Annotated in this window: 2 protein-coding genes (1 of these 2 cut by a window edge); both read left to right on the top strand. The window is 64.9% G+C overall.

Annotation, left to right across the window (positions count from 1 at the left end):
- Window positions 1-7,508, top strand: the 3' portion of a protein-coding gene (locus B0E42_RS01290; protein ID WP_077505350.1) for a non-ribosomal peptide synthetase. Its footprint begins 3,580 nt before the window's first position; the window shows 7,508 of its 11,088 coding nt (coding positions 3,581-11,088); its start codon lies beyond the left edge, outside the window; it ends in the stop codon at window positions 7,506-7,508.
- On the top strand, window positions 7,508-20,086 hold the full coding sequence (locus B0E42_RS01285; protein WP_256578257.1) for a non-ribosomal peptide synthase/polyketide synthase: 12,579 nt from the start codon (window positions 7,508-7,510) through the stop codon (window positions 20,084-20,086). Before B0E42_RS01290 ends, B0E42_RS01285 begins: the two co-directional genes overlap by 1 nt.

The raw sequence follows: 20,086 nt of genomic DNA, 5'->3' as shown, positions 1-20,086 counted from the left end.
GCGGCAACGATCAGATCCAAGCCTTCGTCCGCCAGCAGATCGCCCAGCCATTCGACCTGCAAAACGGCCCGCTGCTGCGGGTCGGCCTGTTGCGGGTGGCGGCCGACGAGCATGTGCTGGTGCTGACCCAGCATCACATCGTCTCCGATGGCTGGTCGATGCAATTGCTGGTGCAGGAACTGATGCAAGGTTATGCCGCGTGCCGCGAGGGTGAGTCCTTGGCATTGGCCGAGCTGCCGATCCAGTACGCCGATTACGCGGTATGGCAACGTCAATGGATGGACGCCGGCGAGCGGGAACGGCAACTGGCCTACTGGACCGAGGTGCTGGGGGGCGAGCAGCCGTTGCTGGCACTGCCCACCGACCGGCCGCGCCCGACCCGGCAGAGTTTTGCCGGCGCCCGCCTGGCGATCGACTTACCGCAGGCCTTGGGCCAACAGCTGCGACAGTTGGCCCAGCGCGAAGGCAGCACGCTGTTCATGGTCTTGCTGGCGTCGTTCCACGCCTTGCTGCACCGCTACAGCGGCCAGTCGGACATTCGTGTCGGCGTGCCCATCGCCAACCGCAACCGGGTGGAAACCGAAGGCTTGATCGGCTTCTTCGTCAACACCCAAGTGCTCAAGGCCGAGGTCGATCCGCAGCAGCGTTTCAGTGAATTGCTGGCGCAGGTCAAACAGGCAGCCATCGGCGCCGAGGCCCATCAGGACCTGCCGTTCGAACAACTGGTCGAAGCCCTGCGGCCTGAACGCAACCTGAGCCACAGCCCGTTGTTCCAGGTGTTGTACAACCACCAGAGCGTGGCTCGCCAGGCACTGCCGGCGTTGCCAGGTCTGGTGATCAAGGCCCAGGAATGGGAAAGCCAGACCGCCCAGTTCGACCTGACCCTCGACACCCTGGAAACCGAGGGTGAACTCGGTGCGGCGCTGACTTATGCCACTGACTTGTTCGACGCCAGCACCGTGCAGTGCCTGGCCGAACACTGGCTGAACCTGCTGCACGGCATCGTTGCCAATCCCCGCCAATCCATCGGCGAACTGCCGTTGCTGACGGCTACCGAGCAACAGCAACACATCATCCAATGGAACCCGGCGCCGCGCAGCTTCCCGGGCGAGGCGTGCCTGCATCAGCGGATTGCCGAACAGGCGCGCTTGCGTCCCGACGCCATCGCTTTGCGTTGCAACGCCCAAACCCTGACCTACGGCGAACTCAACGCCCAGGCCAACCGCCGCGCCCATCAGTTGATCGCCCACGGCGTCGGCCCGGATGTGCTGGTGGGATTGGCGGCCGAGCGGGGCTTCGACATGCTGGTCGGCCTACTGGCGATCCTCAAGGCCGGCGGCGCCTACGTGCCGCTGGACCCGACGTATCCCCAGGATCGTCTGGCCTACATGATGCAGGACAGCGGCATTCAACTGCTGCTGACCCAAGCGGCCCTGATCGAACAATTACCGGTGCCGGACGGCGTGCAAACGTTGCTGTTGGACGCCGACGTCAGTGCTTTCACCAACAACGATCCGCACGTAGCAATGGACGCTGCGAACCTCGCCTACGTGATCTACACCTCCGGCTCCACCGGTAATCCGAAAGGCACCTTGCTGCCGCACCACAACGTGCTGCGCCTGTTCGAGGCCACCGAATCCTGGTTCAACTTTGGCGCGCAGGATGTCTGGAGCCTGTTCCATTCCTACGCATTCGACTTCTCGGTCTGGGAAATCTTTGGCGCGTTGCTGCATGGCGGTGAGCTGTTGATCGTGCCGTATGACATCAGCCGTTCACCGCAGCAGTTCCACGAATTGCTCTGCGACGCCGGGGTGACGGTGCTCAACCAGACACCGTCGGCGTTCAAGCAACTGATGCACGAAGCCTGCACCGATGACCGGGCCAACGCCTTGCGCTACGTGGTGTTCGGTGGCGAGGCGCTGGACGTCAAGTCCTTGCGCCCGTGGTTCGAGCGCTTCGGCGATGCGGCGCCGCAGTTGATCAACATGTACGGCATCACCGAAACCACCGTGCACGTGACCTACCGTCCGCTGTCAGTGGCTGACCTGGAGCAGGACGCCAGCAGCCCCATCGGCGAACCGATTGTCGACCTGTCGTGGTACTTGCTGGACGGCGACCTCAACCCAGTGCCGAAAGGCTGCATCGGTGAACTGTACGTCGGTCGTGCCGGTCTGGCGCGGGGCTACCTGAATCGTGGCGACCTTACTGCATTGCGGTTCATCCCTGATCCGTTCGGCGAAAGCGGTGCCCGCTTGTACCGCACCGGCGACCTTGCGCAGTACCGCAGCGATGGGGTGATCGAGTACGTCGGCCGTATCGACCATCAAGTGAAGATCCGCGGTTTCCGCATCGAACTGGGCGAGATCGAAGCGCGCCTGAACGCCCTGGATTCCGTGCGCGAAGCGTTGGTGCTGGCCCAGGAAGGGCCGAGCGGCCAGCAACTGGTGGCTTATGTCATTCCGGCGCACATCGGAGAGGACCCGGCCGGCCTGCGTGATGAGATCAAGACCCAGCTCAAGGCCGATCTGCCGGACTACATGGTGCCGACGCACCTGCTGTTCCTCGAGCTGTGGCCGCTGACCGCCAACGGCAAGCTCGACCGCAAGGCCCTGCCGACCGCCGACGCCAGCCAGGTCCAGCAGGATTACGTGGCGCCGCGAAGTGAGCTGGAGCAACAGATCGCCGCGATCTGGCAGGACGTGCTCAAGGTGGCGCGGGTCGGCTTGAGCGACAACTTCTTCGAGTTGGGCGGCGACTCGATTGTCTCCATCCAGGTGGTCAGCCGCGCCCGTCAGGTGGGCATCCGCTTTACCCCCAAGGACTTGTTCCAGCACCAGACCGTGCAGGCGCTGGCGAGCGTCGCCCAGAGCGGTGGGCAGGCGCCGGCAGTCGATCAGACACCGAGCCAAGGATCGACGCCGCTGCTGCCGATCCAACAGGCGTTTTTCGCCGAGGCGATTCCCCAGCGTCATCACTACAACCAGTCGGTGCTGCTGAAACCGGCCAGTGCGCTGCAAGCGCCCGTGGTGGAGCAGGCTTTACAGGCATTGGTGCTGCACCACGACGCCTTGCGTTTGTCCTTCAGTGAAACCGCCGAAGGTTGGCGCGCCGAGCACCGTGAGGTGGCGGCGCAACAGCGAGCTTGGGCAAGCAACGGTTTGTTGTGGCAGCGTGACGTCGCCGATGCCAGCGCGCTGGAAACCCTCGCCAATCAGGCCCAGCGCAGCCTCGACCTGCACGCCGGGCCGCTGTTGCGCGGCGTCCTGGCGACCTTGGCCGATGGCAGCCAGCGCCTGTTGCTGGTGGTTCATCACTTGGCGGTGGACGGTGTGTCGTGGCGGATTCTGTTCGACGACCTGCAAACCGCCTACCAGCAGTTGCTCGCCGGCCAAGCGCTGCAATTGCCGGCCAAGACCAGTTCGATCAAGGCCTTTGCCGAGCAGTTGCAAGCCCACGCCCGCAGCGCGGAACTGCAGCAGCAATTGGCCTACTGGCAAGGGCAACTGCATGACGCACCGACCGACCTGCCGTGCCTCGACCCCGAAGCGATCGCGCAAAACCGTGAGGCCGTCACCGTTCATACACGGCTCGACGCGCACGTGACCCGGCAGTTGCTGCAAGAGGCGCCGGCGGCCTATCGTACCCAGGTCAACGACCTGTTGCTCACGGCCCTGGCCCGGGTGATCTGCCGCTGGACTGGTCACGACAGCCTGTTGCTGCAGCTCGAAGGCCATGGCCGCGAAGAGCTGTTCGCCAATGTCGACCTGACCCGTACGGTGGGGTGGTTCACCAGCCTGTTCCCGGTGCGGTTGTCGCCGGCCGTCGAACTGGCGGACTCGATCAAGTCGATCAAGCAAGGGCTGCGGACGATTCCCGACAAAGGCGTGGGTTTCGGTGCGCTGCGTTACTTGGGTGACGACGCCAGCCGGGCAGCCCTGGAAGCACTGCCGGTGCCGCGCATCACGTTCAACTACCTCGGTCAGTTCGACGGCAGTTTCGATCAGGACCAAGGCGCGCTGTTCAGCCCGGCCAGTGAAAGCGCCGGTGACGAGCAAAGCCCGCTGACCACCCTGGGCAACTGGCTGACGCTCAACGGCCAGGTGTTCGAGGGCGCACTGCGGTTGGGCTGGACGTTCAGTGCGCAACAGTTCGAGCCGGCGACCATCCAGCAATTGGCCGATGACTACGCCAGCGAGCTTGCGCTATTGATCGCCCATTGCTGCGAGCCGACGAGCCAGGGCATGACGCCAACGGATTTCCCCCTGGCCGGCCTGACCCAGGCGCAACTCGATGGCCTGGCGCTGTCGGCGCGCGGGGTGGAAGACCTTTACCCGCTGGCGCCGATGCAGCAGGGCATGTTGTTCCACAGCCTCTACGAGGCGGGCAGCGGCCAGTACATCAACCAGATGCGCCTGGACATCGAAGGTCTCGACCCACGGCGGTTCGAGGCAGCCTGGCAAGCGGCGGTCGATGCCCATGACATTCTGCGCAGCAGTTTTATCTGGCAGGGCAGCGAGCGTCCGGTGCAGGTGGTGCACAAGCAGGTGCGTGTGCCGTTCGCTTCGCTGGACTGGAGCGCCCGCACCGATGCCCGCCAGGCCCTGGACGTGCGGGCGGATGCCGAACGCGAGCAGGGCTTCGACCTGGCCTGCGCTCCGTTACTGCGCCTGGTGCTGGTGCACACGGGTGAGCAGCGTTATCACCTGATCTACACCCATCACCACATCCTGATGGATGGCTGGAGCAACTCGCAGTTGCTCGGCGAGGTGCTGCAACGTTATGACGGCCAGGCCCTGCCGCGCCCGGCCGGGCGCTATCGGGACTACATTGCCTGGCTGCAAGGCCGCGACGCCCAGGCCAGCGAAACCTTCTGGCTGGCGCAACTGCAACCGCTGGAGGCGCCGACGCGTCTGGCCGAGACCCGTTTCGCGCCGCTGCAATCGACGTTGGAAAGCGGCCACGCCAGCCACTATCACGACCTGACGCCCGAGCAGACCCAACGCCTGAGCGAGTTCGCCCGCCAGCAGAAAGTCACCCTCAACACCGTCGTCCAGGCGACCTGGCTGTTGCTGCTGCAGCACTACACCGGACACGCCGCCGTGGCCTTCGGCGCCACCGTGTCGGGACGTCCGAGTGAGCTCAAGGGTGTCGAACAGCAGATCGGCCTGTTCATCAACACCTTGCCGGTCATCGCCAGCCCGCGTCCGGAGCAAGCGCTGAGCGAACTGCTGCAACAGGTCCAGGGCCAGAACGTGGCCTTGCGCGAGCACGAGCATACGCCGCTGTTCGAGATCCAGCGCTGGGCCGGGCAGGGCGGCGACGGTTTGTTCGACACCTTGCTGGTGTTCGAAAACTACCCCGTGTCCCAGGCCCTGCAAGAGCAGGCACCCTCGGGCTTGAGCTTCGGCAGCGTGGCCAGCCAGGAACAGACTAATTTCCCGTTGACCCTGGCCGTCAATCTAACTGACATCCTGAGCCTGCACTTCACCTATGCCCATGCTGCTTTCCCTACACACACCGTCGAGCGCCTGGCTGAGCAGGTGGCACACGTGCTCGCGCAAATGGTGAGCCTGCCGGCCGGCGGTTGCGTGGGCGACATCCAACTGCTGGATGCGCTGACCCGCGACAGGCTGCTGGGCGACTGGAACGCCACTTCGGTGGTGGAGCCGCCTCGGCGCCTGGTGCATCAATGGATCGAAGCCCAGGCCCAAAGCTGCCCCGACGCGGTCGCCCTGGTCAGCGAACAGGAAACGCTCACTTACGCCGAGCTCAATGCCCGGGCCAATCGCCTGGCCCATGGCTTGATCGAACGCGGCATTGGCCCCGATGTATTGGTGGGCCTGGCGTTGTCGCGCAGCGTGCAGATGGTCGTCGGCTTGCTGGCGGTGCTCAAGGCCGGTGGTGCCTACGTGCCGCTGGACCCGGCCTATCCGCGGGATCGACTGGCGTACATGGTCGAGGACAGCGGCATCGCCTTGCTGCTCACTGAAACCGCTGTGCTGCCGCTGTTCGGCGACGCTGCCGTGGCCGCGCTGCTGTTGGATCAACCCGGGCAATGGCTGGCCAGCTGCAGCGAGCGCGACCCTGGCGTGGACATCGACGGCGAGAACCTCGCCTACGTGATCTACACCTCCGGCTCCACCGGCAAGCCCAAGGGCGTGACCTTGCGCCATGCCGCCCTGAGCAACCACATGGCGTGGATGCAAGGTTGTCTGAAACTGACGGCCGCCGACCGCGTCCTGCAAAAAACCGCGATCAGTTTCGATGCCTCGGTGTGGGAGTTCTGGCTGCCGTTGATGAGCGGTGCGCAGCTGGTGCTCGCCAGCCCGCACCTGAACCTCGACCTGACCACCCTTTGGGCCGACGTGGCGCGGTGGCGCATCAGCGTGCTGCAAATGGCGCCGTCGCTGTTGCAGGCCTTGCTGCCACTGGCGACCCGCGAACAACTGGTCTCCCTGCGCCTGCTGCTGTGCGGTGGCGAAGCCCTCAGCGCGCACCTGTCGCGCCAGGTCATGGCGCTGTTCGATGGCGAACTGCGCAACCTGTATGGCCCGACCGAAGCGACCATCGACACCAGCAGCCATGCCGTGGTGCGCGACAGCGAAGACGACGCCGAGCGAATCATCGCCATCGGCCGTCCCATCGATAACGTGCGCACCTACGTGCTGGATGCGGCGTTGCAGCCTTGCGCCGTGGGCGCCGTCGGCGAGTTGCACATCGCCGGTGATTCCCTGGCCCGTGGTTACCACCAACGACCGGCACTGTCCGCCGAGCGCTTCATTCCCGATCCGTTCGCCCCCGTTGCGGGCGGTCGCCTGTATCGCACCGGTGACCTGGCGCGTTATGGCGCGGACGGTGTGATCGAGTACCTCGGCCGGATCGACCACCAAGTGAAGATCCGTGGCTTGCGCATCGAGCTGGGGGAAATCGAAGCGCGCCTGCAAGCCGATGCCGATGTGCGCGATGCAGTGGTGCTGGCGCGGGACGACGTGAGCGGGCCGAACCTGGTGGCCTACCTGGTCGGCCAGGACAGCTCCCTGGACTCGGCCAGCCTGGGCGACCGACTCAAGGCGCGACTGGCGGCCCAGGTGCCGGACTTCATGGTGCCGACCCACTGGGTCTTCCTCGATCGCTTGCCGCTGACCCCTAACGGCAAGCTCGATCGCAAGGCCTTGCCGGCACCGGACACCCGTGCCCTGCAATCGGCTTACCTGGCGCCGCAGAGCGATCTGGAATGCCGGGTCGCGGCGATCTGGCAGGACGTGCTCAAGGTCGAGCAGGTCGGGCTGGGTGACGACTTCTTCGAACTGGGCGGGCATTCGCTGCTGGTGGTGAGCGCGGTCTCGCGCCTGCAACTGGAACTGGGCCTGACCTTGACCCCGCAACTGATTTTCCAATTCCCGGTGCTCGGCGCGTTCGTGGCGCAACTCGAGCCTGCCGGCGAACCCATGAGTACGTCGAAATTGAGCAAGCTTGAAGCGCTGCTCGATGAATTTGAGGAGGTTTGATGGACACCGCTGTCGCACAACGTATTGCCAGGCGCTTCATAACGCTGCCGCTGGAAAAACGTCGCTTGTACTTGCAGAAAATGCTCGAAGAGAACGTTTCCCCGGCGAACCTGCCCATTGCGCCTGTCAGTGCCGAGTTCGACACGTTGTCGCTGTCGTTTGCCCAGGAACGCCAATGGTTCCTCTGGCAGTTGGACCCCGACAGCGCGGCCTATCACATGCCCACGGCCCTGCGCTTGCGCGGGCCGCTGGACATCGCTGCGCTGGAGCAGAGTTTCACGGCGTTGGTGGCGCGTCACGAGAGTTTGCGCACCACCTTCCAGATCCATGGCGAGCAGGTCGTGCAGCAAGTGCACGCGGCGACGCCAGTGCATTTGCAGGCAGACACCCTGGAACAATTGCCGGACGAGACGCAGCTGCGCCAGTTGATCGAGGCAGAAACCCACCAGCTCTTCGACCTGCAACAGGGGCCGCTGCTGCGCACGCGCCTGCTGCGATTGGCGGCGGATGATCACGTGCTGATCGTGACCTTGCACCACATCGTTGCCGATGGCTGGTCGATGCAGGTGATGGTCGAGGAACTGGTCAATGGCTACGCCGCCTTCAGCCAGGGCCACGCACCGGAACTGCCGGCGCTGCCGATCCAGTACGCCGACTACGCCATCTGGCAGCGGCACTGGATGGAAGCGGGTGAGCGCGAGCGCCAGTTGGAATACTGGACCGCACGCTTGGGTGGCCAGCAACCGGTGCTGGAATTGCCGACCGACTTCCCCCGTCCGGCGGTGATGAGCTATCGCGGCGCGCGGCTGGAGCTCGCCATCGACGCGGTACTGGCCGGCGACCTCAAGCACATGGCCCAGCGCGAGGGCGTCAGCCTGTTCATGATTTTGCTGGCGTCGTTCCAGGCGCTGCTGCATCGCTACAGCGGCCAGAACGATATCCGCGTCGGCGTGCCGACGGCCAACCGCAATCGGGTCGAGACCGAGCGCCTGATTGGCTTTTTCGTCAACACCCAGGTACAGGGCAGCGATGTGCGGAGCGAGGATGCGTTTGGCGCCTTGCTGCAACAAGTGAAACAGACAGCCCTGGGCGCCCAGGCCCATCAAGAGCTGCCGTTCGAGCAACTGGTCGAAGCGTTGCAGCCTGAGCGCAACCTGAGCCACAGCCCGCTGTTCCAAGTGATGTTCAACCACCGGACCCAAGGCCCGGCGGGCGAGGGGCCGGTCGGTGCCTTGAAAGTCGAGGGGCTGAGCTGGGATTCTCGCACGGCACAATTCGACCTCACCCTCGAAACCGTCGAGCATGGCGAAGGCCTTTCGGCTGCACTGATCTATGCCACCGACCTGTTTGGCGCCGAGACGATGGCGCGCATGGCCGGGCATTGGCAGAACCTGTTGCGGGCCATCGTGGCCGACCCGGCGCAGCGTATCGGTGAATTGCCGCTGCTCGACGCGGCCGAGCGCCTGGCCCTGCTCGACGACAGCCAGCGCACCGTGGCGCCAGCGCCCGAGGCGGGTTTTGTCCATCAACTGTTCGAAAGGCAAGCGGCGCGGACCCCGGACGCCCCGGCGCTGGTGATCGACGGCGAGCGCTGGAGCTACGGCCAACTCAATGCCCGGGCCAATCAACTGGCGGGTAAACTGCAGAGCCTTGGTGTGACCTCCGATGTCCTGGTGGGCATTGCCGTGGAGCGCAGCGCGCACATGCTGGTGGGCCTGCTGGCGATTCTCAAGGCCGGCGGCGCCTACCTGCCGCTGGACCCGGCGTTCCCCCAGGACCGCCTGGCGTACATGATCGAAGACAGCGGCATCGAACTGCTGCTGACCCAAAGCTCGTTGCTCAACCAGCTACCACTGTCCTGTGGGAGCGAGCCTGTGGGAGCAAAGCTTGCTCGCGATGGCGGTAGTTCAGTCAATGGTGATGGTGGGTGTGCCGACGCTATCGCGAGCAAGCTTTGCTCCCACGGGCTCGCTCCCACAGGGGCCGGGGTTGGCGTTAAGACATTGGTGTTGGACCAGGAGGGTGACTGGCTCGACGGCTATAGCTGCGAGGCGCCGGCGACGCGCCTGGATGCGGAGCACCTGGCCTACGCGATCTACACCTCCGGCTCCACCGGCAAGCCCAAGGGCGTAATGGTGCGCCACGGCGCGCTGACCAACTTCGTCGCGAGCATGGCCAAGGCACCGGGCATGACGGCCCAGGACCGGGCGTTGTCGCTGACCACGTTCTCGTTCGATATTTTCGGCCTGGAGATCTACGTGCCGCTGATGGTCGGCGCCTGCATCGTGCTGACCGGCCAGCACGTCGCCCAGGACCCGTACGCGGTGTTGGCATTGATCGCGGCCGAGCAGGTCAATGTGCTGCAAGCTACGCCGTCGACCTGGCGCATGTTGCTGGACAATGAAAACGCCCAGGGTCTGCGTGGCTGCAAATGCCTGTGCGGTGGCGAGGCGTTGCCCCGGGAACTGGCCGTGCGCATGCTCGCCCTCGGCGGTGAAGTGTGGAACCTCTATGGCCCGACGGAAACCACCATCTGGTCGGCCTTGCACCCGTTGCAAACCCAGGCCGCGCAACCGTGGCTCGGCGGGCCCATCGACAACACCACGCTGTACATTGTCGGTGCCGACCTGATGCCGGTGCCTTATGGCGTGGCCGGGGAATTGCTGATCGGCGGCGAAGGCTTGGCCCGTGGTTATTTCCAGCGCCCGGCGCTGACCGCCGAACGTTTCGTGCCCCATCCGTTTGTCGCCGGCGAGCGTCTGTATCGCACCGGTGACCTGGCGCGCCAGCGTGCCGACGGCCTCCTCGAATACCTCGGGCGCATCGACCATCAAGTGAAGATCCGCGGTTTTCGCATCGAGTTGGGAGAGATCGAGGCGCGCCTGCTGGAACAGGACAGCGTGCGCGAAGCGGCGGTGCTGGCCCAGGACGCGCCAGGCGGCCAGGCGTTGGTGGCGTACATCGTTCCAGTCGCCGAACTGAATGACCTGGACGCCGCCGCCCAGAGCGGCCTGCGCGACAGCCTCAGCGCACGGCTCAAGGTCAACCTGCCCGACTACATGGTGCCGTCCCACGTGGTGCTGTTGCCGCGCTTCCCGCTGACGCCCAACGGCAAGCTGGATCGCAAGCAGTTGCCCAAGCCCGATGCCAGCCAGTGGCAGAAAACCTATGTCGCGCCGCAGACGCCCACGCAGCAGGCGGTGGCGACGATCTGGGCCGATATCCTCAAGGTCCAGCGGGTCGGCCTGGACGACAATTTCTTCGAACTGGGTGGCCACTCCTTGCTGGCGACCCAGGTGATCTCACGGATCCGCCAACAACTGAGTATCCAAGTGCCGTTGCGCCTGTTGTTCGCCCATCACAGCCTGCGGGCGTTTGTCGAGGCCATGGGCACGGCATCGGCGCACGATGAAGTGAGCATCCCACGCATTGCTCGCGACCAGCCGCTGGCGCTCTCGTTCGCCCAGCAACGGCAGTGGTTCCTCTGGCAACTGGAACCCACCAGCAGCGCCTATCACATTCCCGCAGCGCTGCGTTTGCGCGGAGCCCTCGACCGTGGCGCGTTGCAACGGAGCTTCGATGCACTGGTGGCACGTCACGAGAGCCTGCGGACCCGCTTCGTGCTCGATAACGAGCGCCCCCTGCAAGTGATCGACGAACCGGCACCGCTGGCCCTGGCGATCGAATCGGTCGAGGCCGGGATCGATGAACAGGCCTTGCGTAGCCTGATCGAAGCCGAAACCCGGCAACTGTTCGATTTGCAGCGCGGTCCGTTGCTGCGGGTCAAGTGGCTGCAATTGGGGGCTGATGACCATGTACTGATCCTGACCCAGCACCACATTGTCTCCGATGCCTGGTCGATGCAGATCATGGTCGACGACCTGCTGCAGTTGTACGCAGGTTTCAGCCAGGGCCAGGCGGTGGAACTGGCGCCGCTGCCGATCCAGTACGCCGACTACGGCCACTGGCAGCGGCATTGGCTGGCGGCGGGGGAGCAGCAGCGTCAACTCGACTACTGGATCGCGCAGTTGGGCGGCGAGCAACCGATTCTCGAACTGCCGACCGACCATCCGCGCCCGGCCCAGCAAAGCTACCGTGGCGCCCGGCTGCCCATCGCCCTCGAACCGGCCCTGGCCGACGGCCTCAAGCGCCTGGCCCAGCAGCACAACAGCACGCTGTTCATGCTCTTGCTCGCCGGCTTCCAGACCTTGCTGCACCGCTACAGCGGCCAGGACGACATCCGCGTCGGCGTGCCGATCGCCAACCGCAACCGGGTGGAAACCGAGCGCCTGCTGGGCTTCTTCGTCAACACCCAGGTGCTCAAGGCCGACATCGACGGCAACCTGCGGTTCGACCAGTTGCTCGATCAGGTCAAGCAACGCGCCCTCGGCGCCCAGGCCCACCAGGACCTGCCGTTCGAACAATTGGTGGAACGGCTCGAGCCAGCGCGCAACCTGAGCCACACGCCGTTATTCCAGGTGATGTTCAACCATGCCAGCGATGCCCGCCGGGACCTGTCGGCGTTGCCGGGCCTGAGCCTGGAGCCACTGACCTGGGACTCAGGCACTGCGCAATTCGACCTGACCCTGGACACTTTTGAATACGCCGATGGCCTCAGCGCCGCGCTGACCTATGCCAGCGACTTGTTCGAACCGAGCACCATCGCCCGCCTCGGCGAGCACTGGCTGAACCTGTTGCGCGCCATCGTCGCCAACCCGACGCAGCGCATCGCCGAACTGCCGATGCTGGACGGGGCGCAGCGGCGCTTGATCGTCGAGGACTGGAACCGTACCTACGCCGATTACCCGAACCATCTCCCGGTGCATCAGTTGATCGAAGCCCAGGTCGAGCGTGACCCCCACGCCGAGGCGCTGGTATTCGAAGGGCAGTCGCTGAGCTATGCCCAGCTCAACGCCCGCGCCAACCCGTTGGCCCACGCCTTGATCGCCCGCGGCGTCGGCCCGGATGTGCTGGTGGGCATCTCGGTGCAGCGCAGCGTGGAAATGGTCGTTGGCCTGCTGGCGATCCTCAAGGCCGGTGGCGCCTACGTGCCGCTGGACCCGGACTACCCGCCAGAACGCCTGGCCTACATGATCGAGGACAGCGGCATCGAGCTGCTGCTGACCCAGAGCTCATTGCTCAATCAATTCTCGGCACCCTGTGGGAGCGAGCCTGTGGGAGCAAAGCTTGCTCGCGATGGCGGTAGTTCAGTCAATTGTGATGGTGGGTGTGCCGATGCTATCGCGAGCAAGCTTTGCTCCCACAGGCTCGACCCCACAGGAATTTGCGTTAACACGCTGGTATTGGACCAGGAGGGCGACTGGCTCGACGGCTATAGCTGCGAGACGCCCGTGACGCGGTTGGATGCGGAACACCTCGCTTACGTGATCTACACCTCCGGTTCCACCGGCAAGCCCAAGGGCGCTGGCAACAGCCATGGCGCGCTGACCAACCGCTTGTGCTGGATGCAACAGGCCTATGGCCTGGGGGCCGGTGACAGCGTCCTGCAGAAGACGCCGTTCAGTTTCGACGTGTCGGTCTGGGAGTTCTTCTGGCCGTTGATGACCGGCGTGCGCCTGGTCGTCGCGGCACCGGGCGATCATCGTGACCCGCAAAAACTGGTCAGCCTGATCGAACGGGAAACCATCACCACCCTGCATTTCGTGCCGTCGATGTTGCAAGCGTTCGTGCTCGACGCCAACGTCAGCCGTTGCACCAGCCTGACTCGCATCGTCTGCAGCGGCGAAGCCCTGCCGGTGGATGCCCAGCAACAGGTGTTCGCCAAGTTGCCCAATGCCCGGTTGTATAACCTCTACGGTCCGACCGAAGCGGCCATCGACGTGACCCATTGGACCTGCCGTGACGAAGGGCGCGATGCGGTGCCGATTGGCGAGCCGATTGCCAACCTGATGACCTACATCCTCGACGATGAGCTGAACCCGGTACCGAGCGGCGTCAACGGCGAGCTGTACCTCAGCGGCCAGGGCCTGGCCCGCGGATATCACCGTCGTCCCGAACTGACGGCCGAGCGTTTCGTCGCCAGCCCGTTCGTGGCCGGCGAGCGGCTGTACCGCACCGGCGACCTGGCGCGCTATCGCCCGGACGGGGTGATCGACTACATCGGTCGGATCGACCATCAGGTGAAGGTCCGCGGGTTCCGTATCGAGTTGGGGGAAATCGAAGCACGCTTGCTCGAACACGGGGCGGTGCGCGAAGCGGTGGTGGTGGCCCAGGACAGCCGCAGTGGCAAGGTGCTGAGCGGCTACGTGGTCGCCCAGGCCGAGGCAATCGGCGATTGGACGCAATTGCGTGAAGCGCTCCTGGCCCATTTGCGCCTGAGCCTGCCGGAACACATGGTGCCGACGCACCTGACCCGCCTGGAACACATGCCACTGAGCCCGAACGGCAAGCTCGACCGCAAGGCGCTGCCGGCGCCGGACCTGGCCGAGCGCCAGGAGGCGTTCACCGCACCGGTCAACGCCATCGAGCGGACGCTGGTGCAGATCTGGCAAGGGGTGCTCGGCGTCGAGCGGGTGGGCACCGCCGACAACTTCTTCGCCCTGGGCGGCGACTCGATCAACTCGATCCAAGTGGTCAGCCGGGCACGTGCCCAAGGCATCGGCCTGACCCCCAAGGACCTGTTCCTGCACCAGAACATCCAGGCCCTGGCGCGGGTCGCCACGGCGGCCGATGGAGCGCTGATCGACCAGGAGCCGGTCACCGGCGACAGCCCGCTGGTGCCGATGCAGCACGGGTTCTTCGCCAGCGATATCCCGCACCGCGACCACTGGAACCAATCGGTCCTGCTGACCCCGCGCGAACCGCTGGACATCGCGCACCTGCAACAGGCCCTCGCTCACGTGGTGGCCCATCACGATGCCCTGCGCCTGCGGTTCACCCAGGCCGACGATGGCCGTTGGCACGCCAGCCATCAGGCCATGGATGAGCAGCCCCTGGAGATTTGGCAGCGCACCGCGCAGGACGCCGCCGGGATCATTGCCATCGCCGACCAGGCGCAACGCAGTCTCGACCTGCAACACGGCCCGTTGCTGCGTTGCAGCCTGATCGCGGTGCAGGACGGCAGTTCGCGCCTGCACCTGGCGATTCATCACCTGGTCATGGACGGCGTGTCGTGGCGGGTGCTGCTGGAAGACCTGCAAAACGTCTATCGCCAACTGCGGGCGAACCAGGCGCCGGCCTTGCCGGGCAAGTCCACGGCGTTCAAGGCCTGGGCCGCCCGGTTGCAGGACTACGCCCACAGCGAAACCCTGAACAAGGAACTGGATTACTGGGTCGGGCAACTGGACCAGCCCTTGCCGCCGTTGCCACGGGCCCGTCCCGAGGGCAGCCAGGCCGCGGCCCATGGTCGTTCGGTGAGCACGCGCCTGGATGCCAACCAGACCCAGCGTTTGCTCAAGCAAGCGCCGACGGCCTATCGCACCCAGGTCAACGATTTGCTGCTCAGCGCACTGGCGCAAGTGGTCTGCCAATGGACCGGGCAACCGGCCTGCCTGGTGCAACTCGAAGGCCATGGCCGCGAAGAACTGTTCGAGGGCATCGACCTGAGCCGCACCGTCGGTTGGTTCACCAGCCTGTTCCCGGTGTTGCTGACGCCGGCGAGCGATCCTGCCGAGTCGATCAAGCGGGTCAAGGAACAACTGCGCGCAGTGCCGAACAAGGGCTTGGGCTATGGCGTGCTGCGTTACCTCGGTGCCGAAGCGGTCCAACAGCGGTTGGCAAAACTGCCGCCAGCGCGCATCACCTTCAACTACCTGGGGCAATTCGACCAGAGCTTCGATGAGCAGGCGCTGTTCGTGCCGAGTGAGGAGGGCAGTGGCGCAGGGCATGGCGATGATGTGGCGCTGGGCAACTGGCTGACCATCGATGGTCGGATCTTCAATGGCCAGTTGTCCCTCGATTGGACCTTCAGTGGCGATGTCTTCGACGAGGCCACGCTGCAGCAGTTGGCCGATGCCTACGCGGTGGCGTTGCAGCAACTGATCGACCATTGCTGCACCGACGGGCACTTGGGCCTGACACCTTCCGACTTCCCGCTGGCGCGCCTGAGCCAGGCGCAACTCAACGGCCTGCCGGTGCCGGTGGCGCAGGTGGAGGACATCTATCCGCTGTCGCCGATGCAGGACGGCATGCTGTTCCATACCCTGGCCGATGACAGCACCGGCTTGTACATCAACCAGATCTGCCTGCCGGTGCTTGGCCTGGACACGCAGCGTTTCGCCCGGGCCTGGACTTCGGTGATCGAGCGCGAGGACATCCTGCGCACCAGTTTCCACTGGCAGGATGGCTTGAGCGTGCCGGTGCAAATCGTCCATCGCCAGGTTGAGTTGCCGTTGCAGGTCGAAGACTGGCGTGGACAGGACATCAGCGAGCAGGCGATCAGCGCCCGGGCGACTGCCGATTACCTGGCCGGTTTCGACTTGAGCCGCGCGCCCCTGCAACGGGTGCTGTTGCTGCGCCTGGAAGATGATCGCTACCAGATGATCTGGACCTGCCACCACATCCTCATGGACGGCTGGAGCAGTTCGCGGTTGTTCGGTGAAGTGTTGCAGTTCTACGCCCACGGGCAGGTGCCCAGCCGCAACGGTCGCTACCGCGAGTTCATCGAATGGCTGCAACGCCAGGACCAGGGTGCGCTGGAACGCTTCTGGCGCAGCCGCCTCGACGCCCTGGAGCAGGCAACCTCCCTCAACCAGGCGATGTTCCCACGACATGTCGAGGCATTGCCGGGGCACGAGGCGCTGTATTCGCGCTGGGACGCGACGCAGACCGCTCGCCTGCAACAGGCTTGCCGCGCCTTGCAGATCACCCCGAATACCTTGATCCAAGGGGCGTGGTTGCTGTTGCTGCAACGCTTTACCGGGCAGGACACCGTGGTCTTCGGCGCCACCGTCGCCGGGCGTCCGGCGGGGCTGGTCAACGCCGACAACATTCTCGGCCTGTTCATCAACACCTTGCCGGTGATCCAGACCCTGGACCCCGAGCAGCCACTGGATCAATGGCTGCAACAGTTGCAGGCCTACAACCTCGACCTTCGTGAGCATTCCCATGCGCCGCTGGCGGACCTCCAGCGCTGGTCGGGTCTGGGCGGGCAGGGCTTGTTCGACAGCATCATCGTATTCGAGAACTACCCCATCGACGAACGCCTGGGCGACCAGCAGGACACCGGCCTGAGCTTTGGCGAGTCGCGCAATCATGACGTGACCAACTTCCCGATGGACCTGGCGGTCAACCTGGGCGAAACGCTGTCCATTGAGTACCTGTTCCTGCGCAACGCCTTCAGCGTCGAAGCGGTGGAACGCATCCGCCGGACCATGGAAGACACCCTGGAAGCGATGATCCATGCACCCCACGCGCGCCTGGGCAATCTGCAACGTTTGTCGGTGCAAGAGTGGCAGGCCTTCGAACAATGGAGCGCGGCGCCAAACGGCGACTATCAGCCGCAGCTGTTGCCGGAACTGATTGGCCGCCATGCCCAGTCGCGTCCGCAGGCCACGGCGCTGGTGTGTGGCGACGACGCGCTGGACTATGGCGAACTGGAGCGCCGGGCCAACCGCCTGGCCCACCGCTTGATCGAACTCGGCGCCGGCCCGGAAGTGGTGGTCGGCGTGGCCCTGGAGCGTTCGGTGGACATGGTCGTGGCGCTGCTGGCAGTGATGAAAAGCGGCTCGGCGTATGTGCCGCTGGACATCGATTACCCACCCGAGCGCCTGGCGTTCATGATCGAAGATTCGGCCATGGCGCTGTTGCTGACCCACAGCCGGGTACAGGGGCGCTTGCCGGATCTCGACGGTTTGGCGCGCCTGGCCATCGACGGTTTCGACAGCCGTGGCTACAGCGATGAGCCGCCGCGTAGCGGTTTGCTCGGCGGCAACCTGGCCTACCTGATCTACACCTCGGGTTCCACCGGTCGACCCAAAGGCGTCGCCGTGGCGCACGGGCCGATGAGCATGCACTGCCAGGCCATCGCCGGGCTGTATGACATGGACGAGCGCACTCGTGAGCTGCATTTCATGTCGTTCGCCTTCGACGGCGCCCATGAACGCTGGTTGAGCACGTTGCTGCGCGGCGGCACCCTGGTGATTCGCGACGGCGCGCTGTGGACACCGGAGCAGACCTTCGACGCCTTGCACCGCCATGGCATTACCATCGCCTGCTTCCCGCCGGCCTACCTCAAGCAACTGGCCGAATACGCCGCCAACAGCCCACTGGCGCCACCGCCAGTGCGGGTGTACTGCTTCGGTGGCGATGCGGTGCCGGACCAGACCTTCGAGCAGGTGAAGGCAGCGCTGCGTCCGCAATTCTTCACCAACGGCTACGGCCCGACGGAAACCGTGGTCACCCCCATGCTGTGGAAGGTGCCGGCCAGCGAACGTTGCGAGGCCGCCTACGCGCCGATCGGGCGTGCGGTGGGCGAGCGCGCCTTGTATGTGCTCGACGACCACCTCAACCCATTGCCACCGGGCATCGCCGGCGAGTTGTACATCGGTGGCGCGGGCATCGCCCGTGGTTATCATCGTCGCCCGGACCTGAGTGCCGAGCGCTTCGTGCCGGACCCATTCGGCCAGCCGGGCGATCGCCTGTACCGCAGCGGCGACCTGGTGCGCCAGCGCGCCGACGGCGTGCTCGATTACGTCGGGCGTATCGACCACCAGATCAAGGTGCGGGGCTTCCGCATCGAACTGGGGGAAGTCGAGGCCAGCCTGCGGCAACTGGACGATGTCAGCGATGCGTTGGTGATCGCCCGCGACAGCGCCTCGGGCAAGCAACTGATCGGCTACGTGGTCACCCCCGACGGTGTGGCCATCGGCGATCGGCTCAAGGCTGAACTGCGGGTGCAATTGCCGGACTACATGGTGCCGGCCCAGGTTATCTGCCTGGAGGCGTTGCCGGTCACGCCAAACGGTAAGCTCGATCGCCAGGCCCTGCCGGAGCCGGAGTTCAAGGGCGCCGAGTATGTGCCGGGGCGCAACCGCGATGAGCAACTGTTGGCCGAGGTCTGGGCTGATGTGTTGCAAGTCGAGCGGGTGGGCATCACCGACAATTTCTTCGAGTTGGGCGGTGACTCGATCCTCAGCCTGCAAGTGGTCTCGCGGGTGCGCAACCATGGCGAGCTGAAGATGGAGCTCAAGCTGCGGGACCTGATGCGCGGCCAGACCATCGAGGCGATTTTCGACCAGCGTTCGAATACGCTCGCCGTGACGGCCGAGGATGTGACCCAGGTGGCCGCCGAAGGGCAGTTCAACCTGATTCCGATCCAGCAGTGGTGGTTCGACCAGCGCATGAACGAACCCCATCACTACAACCAGGCACTGATGCTGCGGGCCCGCCAGGGGTTGAACCTGACGGCACTGGAATTGGCATTGCGCGGCATGATGCAGCAGCACGACGCCTTGCGCCTGCGCTTCAGCGAAGTTGGCGGGCGTCATCTGCAGCATTACCAGGCGTTGGCAGAAATGCAGGCGCAGTGGGCCAACGAACCCTTGTTGTGGCAGCACAGCGTGGCCGATGAAGCCGAGCTGGAGTTGTACGCCGAACAGGTGCAACGCAGCCTCGATCTGCACAACGGCCCGGTGTGGCGTACGGCACAGGTGACCTTGGGCAACGGTGAAGTTCGCGTGCTGATGGTCATTCATCACCTGGTCATCGACACGGTGTCGTGGCGTTTGCTGCTGCAGGATTTGCAGACGGCTTATACGGCCTACAGTGAAGGCCAGGCGCCGAACCTGCCGATTCGCACCAGCAGCTACCGGGCCTGGGCCGAGGGCCTGCAAGCCTATGCGCTGGATTATCCGGCGCAGGAAAAAGCCTGGTGGCTGGAACAGATCGACCAACCGGGCAGCGAGTTGCCGTGTGACAACTTGCGGGGCAAGAACCAGGTGCAGTACCAGTCGGTCGCGCACATGAGCCTGTCGGAACAGCACACCCAGCAGTTGCTTAAACAAGTGCCGGCGGTCTACCAGACGCAGATCAATGACGTGTTGCTGGCGGCGCTGAGTCGGGTGTTGTGCCGTTGGAGCCAGCAGCCTTCGGTGCTGATCCAGTTGGAGGGGCATGGTCGCGAGGACCTGGTCAAGGACATCGACCTGAGCCGCAGCCTGGGCTGGTTCACCAGCATGTTCCCGGTGCGCCTGGCCCCGAACCCTGAAGCGGATATCGGCACGTCGGTGCGGGCGGTGCAACGGCAATTGGCCGCGGTGCCGAACAAGGGCTTGGGTTACGGCGTGTTGCGCTACATGAGCGGCGAGCCAATGGCCGCCACCTTGGGGCGTGCGCCTCAGGCACGGGTGACGTTCAACTACCTGGGGCAGTTCGACCAGAGCTTCGACGACAAGGCATTGCTGGTGCCGGCGGCGGAAAGCTACGGCAGTTGCTACAGCCCCCATGCCGCGCTGGGCAACTGGCTGGAAGTGGTGGGGCAGGTGTACGACGGGCGCCTGGCGCTGCGTTGCATCTTCAGCACCCGCCGCTACCGTGCCGAGACTGTCGAGGGCTTGATGCGTGCGTACCAGGAGGAACTGGAAGCGTTGATCGAGCACTGCGTGGCGCAGGCGGCGTAG

This window comes from Pseudomonas sp. A25(2017) (assembly GCF_002001065.1).
Taxonomy (GTDB): Bacteria; Pseudomonadota; Gammaproteobacteria; order Pseudomonadales; family Pseudomonadaceae; genus Aquipseudomonas; species Aquipseudomonas kilonensis.
Note: the sequence above shows the minus strand (reverse complement) of the source record. Positions and strands in the feature narration are given on the sequence as shown.

What these genes read in the sequence shown, in the direction of transcription:
- B0E42_RS01285 (WP_256578257.1), top strand. Translation starts at nt 7,508, where the DNA reads ATGGACACCGCTGTCGCACAACGTATTGCCAGGCGCTTCATAACGCTG.